The 6,400-nt window shown below is 57.5% G+C and carries 4 protein-coding genes; 1 reads left to right on the forward strand and 3 read right to left on the reverse strand.

The window, feature by feature from the left end:
- The 3 genes from H5U08_RS08015 to csrA form a co-directional block, all read right to left on the reverse strand.
- Positions 1–1,094: flagellin (locus H5U08_RS08015; protein ID WP_297031977.1), on the reverse strand; the 1,094-nt coding region annotated here is incomplete at its 3' end.
- A 413-nt stretch (positions 1,095–1,507) separates the two neighbouring features.
- Positions 1,508–4,624 (reverse strand): flagellin, encoded by a 3,117-nt coding sequence (locus H5U08_RS08020; RefSeq protein WP_297031979.1) that lies wholly within the window; start codon positions 4,622–4,624, stop codon positions 1,508–1,510.
- Between the two features lie 377 nt (positions 4,625–5,001).
- The gene (csrA, locus tag H5U08_RS08025; protein WP_297031981.1) at positions 5,002–5,241 is read right to left on the reverse strand and encodes a carbon storage regulator CsrA; all 240 of its coding nucleotides are present in this window, start codon (positions 5,239–5,241) and stop codon (positions 5,002–5,004) included.
- Between the two features lie 536 nt (positions 5,242–5,777).
- Between csrA and H5U08_RS08030 the strand changes: the two genes are divergently transcribed.
- On the forward strand, positions 5,778–6,400 hold a 623-nt coding region (locus tag H5U08_RS08030), incomplete at its 3' end, for a hypothetical protein (RefSeq protein ID WP_297031983.1).

The raw sequence follows: 6,400 nt of genomic DNA on the forward strand, positions 1-6,400 counted from the left end.
GACGCCGTCGCCGTGATGCTCAACGTCTTCGTCGCATGATCATAACTCACACTCTGCGACCCACCAATCGTCAACTGCACATTCACCCCGTTAAATTCCTCCCCCTTCACCTTCGCCGTTATCTGGATCGCATTGTTCGTCCCCGCAGGATCCAATACCCCACTCGCCGCCTCCCACTGCCGAGTGCCAAGACGCACTTCCAGCACCGCCGGACTGCTTCCACTGGCAGGCGTGAAGTTGACCGTCGTCGCAGCCGTGGCGCTCTTGGTGTACTTGACTCTGACATTGCCCGCCGCTTCACCCGCCTGATTCGCGGTGATGATCACGTCGTTGTTTGCACCCACACTCGACGCGACAACAGTCCCGGCAGTAGCCTCCTTCTGTACCTCTGCAATGACTCCCGTAGCGTCGGACACGAGATTGATCGCTTTGGCCATGTCCTCGACGGAGCTTCCCGCCGCAAACGTGAATGCCTCGAAACCCTGTTTTCCACCGATTTCCAGAACGACGTCGTCGGCCACAGCCCCGAACGCATAACGCAATTCCGCCCGGCTGGCCTGTTTGACGACAGTCACGTTGACGCCGATCTCGTTGTTATTGCCGAAGTTCGCCTGATCAATTTGCAGGTCGCGAATGGCTGAACTGTCCACCCCTTCTGTAACAAAATCGAGGCTACCGTCCAGCAACCGCCGTCCCTGGAATTGCGTCACCTGCGCTATCCGGTCGATCGCTTCCAGTGAAGAGTCGATCTGAAGCTGATTCGCTGCGATCTGCTCTGCGCTCAATGCGCCCTTGTTGGCCGCCTCGGAAACCAATCCCCGGATGTCGTTGAGCAGTTGGCTGACCTGGCCCAGGGCACTGTCGGCCGTGGCGATCATCTGGCTGGCCCGCTGGCTGTTCACAATCGCCCGCTGGATGCTCGTAATATCGCTGCGAAGAGTTTCACTGGCGATCAAACCCGCGGGGTCGTCCTTCCCTGAGTTGATCCGCAAACCGGTGCTCAGGCGGGTCAGGGCTTCCTGCAATTGAGCCTGAGAACGAGCCAAGGTCTTCTGGGCCGTCAACGAGCTGATGTTCGTATTAATCCGGGTCATGGGACTCCCTTCCTCCTGACTCCGTCTTTTTTGTCCGTCTTGCTATGATCGCCTGCCCTTCTATCCAGGGACGTGGTTAACACAAAAGTGTTACCAGATAGGGCAGGAATTGCTCCCTCAACCTTCTGAGTGGCCCTCTTTCGCTTTTATCGAAAAGATGAGTTAAAGGGGTTGAAGCCAATTCTCCAAAACGCGCAGTTTTTCCGTTGGTGTGAAGCCGACCGACAACAATCTGGCAAAATCAACGAAACTTTAACGGCCAACGTTGACAAACCGGACTTGCAGAGAGGACAGTCGATGTGCACGTTGCCTGTGCGCAAGTAAACACGGCCGATCTGAACTGATCGGCCGTGCTCCTCTTCGCGTTCCCTCTCTCGCGTCAACCGTGAGAGAGTTTGTCTATTTCACCCGAATTACCGCAGCAGAGCGAGTACCGCCTGCGGGTTCTGGTTCGCGATGGCCAGCACCGACGTACCCGACTGCACCAGAATTTGAGCACGGGTGAGTTTCGCGCTTTCCGCCGCGAAGTCGGCATCGCGGATATCACTTTCCGCCGCCGTCAGATTCTCCAGCGTGTCGTTCAGGGCGCTGATGTTCGTTTCCAGAGTGGTTCGCTGGAACGCACCCAACCGACCCCGGAGAGTTGTGATTTGCGAGATCACTTCATCCACGACCGCGGCTGCGCCGATTGGATCGTTCGCCAGCGACTTGGCCCCACCGGACCGGAGCTCGTTGAGCCGACCGCGAGCACCGCCCAGCTTGGCTGTGTTGACGCTTCGAATTCCGATACGCGCCTGTTGATTGGACACCACGTCTAGACCGAGCTGGAACAGCGCACCGCCACCCACAATGGAGAACGAGGTCTTGGTACCAGCCGCGGCGTTCGGATCGATAGTGAAGGTTAAATCCAGCGAGGCCGTATTAATCGAGGCGGTCACGCCTGAGGTCACAGCGAGGTAGCCGTTGACCCGAACCTGGGCATCGGCACCAACCGCCCGATCCGCGACCTTCCCACTGGCGTCTGTGGTCACAAACGTACCGCTGAGCGCCTTCACTGAGACGAAGGCCTGGCTCCCGTAGTCGGTCGCTTCAAAGGTGAGGCCGACATTTTCAGCATCGCTGTTACCCACCAAAGCCACGCCGTATTTGGCGCCCACGTCCACGACACCGCCGGAGAGTTCGGCGAAGTCAGAATCGGTGACGGCTCCGGTGCCATCGCTGCCGGTGGCGAGGCTGGCGGTGAACAACTGGCTGGCCACAGCGTCGTTGTTGATCGCCGCAATCACCTGGTTCGCCGTGCTCACCCCACTCTCAATCCCCACCGTCAGCGTCTTCGTCGCCGCATCCCAAACCACCGTCTCGTTCCCCGCCGTCGCCGTGTCCTCAAACACCAACCGCACCCCATTCCAATCCCCTCCCGGCGCCACCGCCGTCAACGTCAACCGCGCATTCGCCCCGTTCACCGCATACGTCGTCCCACTCGCCTGCGCCTCCTGCAACTGCGTCCCACTCGTCGCAAACTCCAAATCACTCACCGTCGGCGCTAGCTTCCCACTCCCATCACTCCCCGCCACATTGCTCACACTGATCCCCAATCCACTCAATAACCCCGCATTCGCCGGATCATTAAAGTAATTAATCAAATCCTGCGCCGTCGTCGTCACTATCCCGTCCGACGTCGTCGCCAAATGCACGATCACCGTCCCCTCACTCACCACGCCCCCACTCGTCGTCCCCGTCATCGTGGTGCTCAACCCACCACTCCCATCACTCGTCCCAAAATTCTCCGCCCGAAAATACTTCCCCGCATAACTGTCATTGTTCAACAAATTCACCGCATCCTGCGCCGTAAACCCCCCACTAATGTCCACATTGAACGTCAGCGTCTTGCTCTCCGCATCCCACACCACCGTGTTGTCCGTACTGTCATTGAACACAATCTGCACCCCATCATACGCCTCCCCCTTGTACCGCGCCGTAATCCGCAACGTGCTGTTCGGATTCACCCCCTGCACAATCGCCGACGAAAATCCCTCCACCCGCGGGTCCGTCGTCAAATCCACACTCAAACTCTCCCCAGGATTCGAAACAAACCGTATCTTCCGACTCCCCTCCGGCCCCAAAAACTGCAACCGATTGTTCGCCTCCACACTCCCATAGTACGCATACTCCTGAAATGGACTCACCACCCCATACCCATTGTCCCCAGGCGCCAAACTCGCCGTCACTACCGCACTCGCCGCCGAACTGTTGATCGCCGACACCACATCATTCGCCGTCGCAATCACATCGCCCCCTGTCACGCCCCCACTCAACGTCACACTCGCCGCCGCTACCGTCCCACTCCCGTCCGACTCCCCATAATTCGCCGCCGTAAACAACGCCCCCACCGCCGCATCATTGTTGATCAAATTCACAATGTCCTGCGCCGTATCCGACGCCGTCGCCGTGATGCTCAACGTCTTCGTCGCATGATCATAACTCACACTCTGCGACCCACCAATCGTCAACTGCACATTCACCCCATTGAATTCCTCCCCCTTAATCTTCGCCGTAATCTCTATCGCATTGTTCGTCCCCCCAGGATCCAACACCCCACTCGCCGCCTCCCACTGCCGCGTGCCAAGCTTGACCTCGATGAGTCCCGGTGTGCCGCCGCTGGCGGGTGTGTAGACCACGCTGGTGGTTGCACTACTGTTCTTGGTGTATTTGACGCGAATGTCACCGGCTGCCTGACCAGCCTGGTTGGCCGTAATGATGACATCGTTATTCGACCCAAAGCTAGAGGCTGTGACCCGACCGGCCGTCGCTTCCTGATGCACGACCGCGCGAACTCCCAGCGCGTCGGAGACCAGGTTGATTGCCTCGGCCATATCCTCGATGGAGCTCCCCGCTGCGAAGCTGAATGCTTCAGCACCGTCTTTTCCGGCGATTTCCAGCACGACGTCGGTGGCCAGGGCGCCGTAGTTGTATGTCAGCTTAGCCTTAGATGCTTGCGAAACGATGTCCACATTCACGTCGATCTTGGACAGCGATCCGAAGTTGGCCTGATCGATTTGCAGGCTTGTAATCTTCGAGCTGTCCACCCCGGAGGTAATGAAATCGAAACTGCCGTCGAGGAGCCGCTGTCCCTGGAACTGCGTCACCTTGGCGATTCGGTCGATCGCTTCCAGTGAAGAGTCGATCTGAAGCTGATTTGCTGCGATCTGCTCCGCACTCAATGCGCCCTTGTTGGCCGCCTCGGAAACCAATCCCCGGATGTCGTTGAGCAACTGGCTGACCTGGCCCAGGGCACTGTCGGCCGTGGCAATCATCTGGTTCGCCCGCTGGCTGTTTGTGATAGCCTTCTCAACAGCCGTGATGTCCGCCCGCAGAGCCTCGCTTGCGATCAATCCCGCGGGGTCGTCTTTGCCAACGTTGATCCGCAAACCGGTGCTCAGGCGGGTCAGGGCTTCCTGCAATTGAGCCTGAGAACGAGCCAAGGTCTTCTGAGCCGTCAACGAGCTGATGTTCGTGTTAATCCGGGTCATGTCTGTTACCCTTTTCCTGTACGTAAGAGGACCAAGCCAAACTCTGTTTCCGAACCGTCAGCTCATAACAGGATCAACTGGACCGGTTAAGCGCGGGTTTCAAATTCCGGTTTTGATCCCGTATGAGCTCCCCTCCACACCAACGTTCAGCGTGGAAGCCGGATGAACCGTTTCATCCATTCACCGCTCTATCGAGGCACATCGACTGGGGCGATCAGGCACTTTAGGCAATTTACACCGATCTGCCAAACCCATATCGATTCCTCTTTTGTTCGCTTCGGCAGGAAAATGTAGGTTACAAAAACGAAACCGGCCACAAGACGTGCGAAGTTTTCGTCTCGTGGCCGTAGGATCGGCACAGTCTGTACAACCGTTACTTACCGGCCGTTCTTTTCTTCCTGTGAGGGCGTGTTCGACTCGGTTTTTGACGGTGTTTGAGCAGCTTTCTGCCTTTTTTCGCGTTGAATAGCCTCGTACACCTCGCGACGATGAACACTTACTTCCGGGGGTGCCTCGATGCCTAAACGCACTTTATCCCCGCGAATATCGACCACCGTCACGACGATGTTGTCCCCGATGATGATACTCTCGTCGCGCTGGCGAGAAAGGACAAGCATCGTACACTCCTTTGTATCATGGTTTGTCCGTCCGAAATGCTCCAACTTTCAAAACACCGCACCCGCCGACCCCCACACGACTTGCCAGTCAGATACCTCCTCGACCCTGAATATCCTCTGACTTATCGCTTCGGCACAATTCGCAGGTGGGGTGAATGACACTTGTTGAGCAACGATTGTATGGAATGTGATGAGCGCATCGAGCGGGCGTACTCTCTTGGGCCGCTCTTTCGCCGCACGATCACTCGCTGCGCGACGGTCCGAATCCCTTGATAGAGGTCCCCCAGTTTGGATATAAACGGTGAACTTCCGGGGATGCTAAAAAGGCTGGTGCACGTTATCCATCCCCCTTTTGCAAAGATGACCAAGATGGCATGGGCACAATTTGTTGGAGGAGCAATTCATGAATTGTCCCTACCGTCAGCACCGTCCCGGTTGAATCCCGCTCCCACATCATCCCGTGTGAACATCCGCGTCCCAATCGGAGAAGGAAAAATGGGGGTACGTCGGCTGGTGGACACGCCAAGGTTTGGGTTATGAGGACTGTGGTTTTCTTCGTTTCCGCCTCCCCTTCCCAGCTTTCTGTTCCGCTGCCGGCAAAGGGAAACAGGCCGACGGTGGTCCACGTCTTTCCCACTCTCGGGAAAGTCATCGCCACCATCCGGTCCAGGCGGTTGTATCCCGACTGGTTGATTCTTTTCCAGGATCGGCCAGGCCAGTTTTCCCAATCCGAGCGGTACATTCTCCATCGGTTGACCCCTCTCACCCGCTGGCTCGTCGTTTATGGGCCATGGTGTGAGAGTGAACCGCGGACAGGTACACCCCTGCCGGGGGTCCTGCGGTTATCGTGGTCTCAATGGTGTGTTGTAGCGAAGGACTTCCTTGGGCTTTTGCAAGATGAAACCAACCCGCTTAGCAGCCTGCCGATCACTGCCAGTGAAGAAGAAATCCATTCAGCGCGCTTGCAGTTCCCGTTCCCTGCTTTGCCGGGTCAAGAACCGCTGGAGATTGCTGTCATTGGAGAATGTCCAGACGAGCTCATTTGGATCAGGCGGCTCCTCGAGCGGTGGTCCGTTCCGGTGCTGGTAGCCACACCAGGAGAGGCCCTGGCACACTGGCGCCCCGTACAGGCAGCGATTTATGACCTCCGAGGAGCGAA

This window comes from Thermogutta sp. (assembly GCF_014359955.1).
Classification (GTDB): Bacteria; Planctomycetota; Planctomycetia; order Pirellulales; family Thermoguttaceae; genus Thermogutta.

Coding starts and splice junctions, on each gene's coding strand:
- H5U08_RS08020 (WP_297031979.1), bottom strand. CDS start 4,624: ATGACCCGGATTAACACGAACATCAGCTCGTTGACGGCTCAGAAGACC.
- csrA (WP_297031981.1), bottom strand. CDS start 5,241: ATGCTTGTCCTTTCTCGCCAGCGCGACGAGAGTATCATCATCGGGGAC.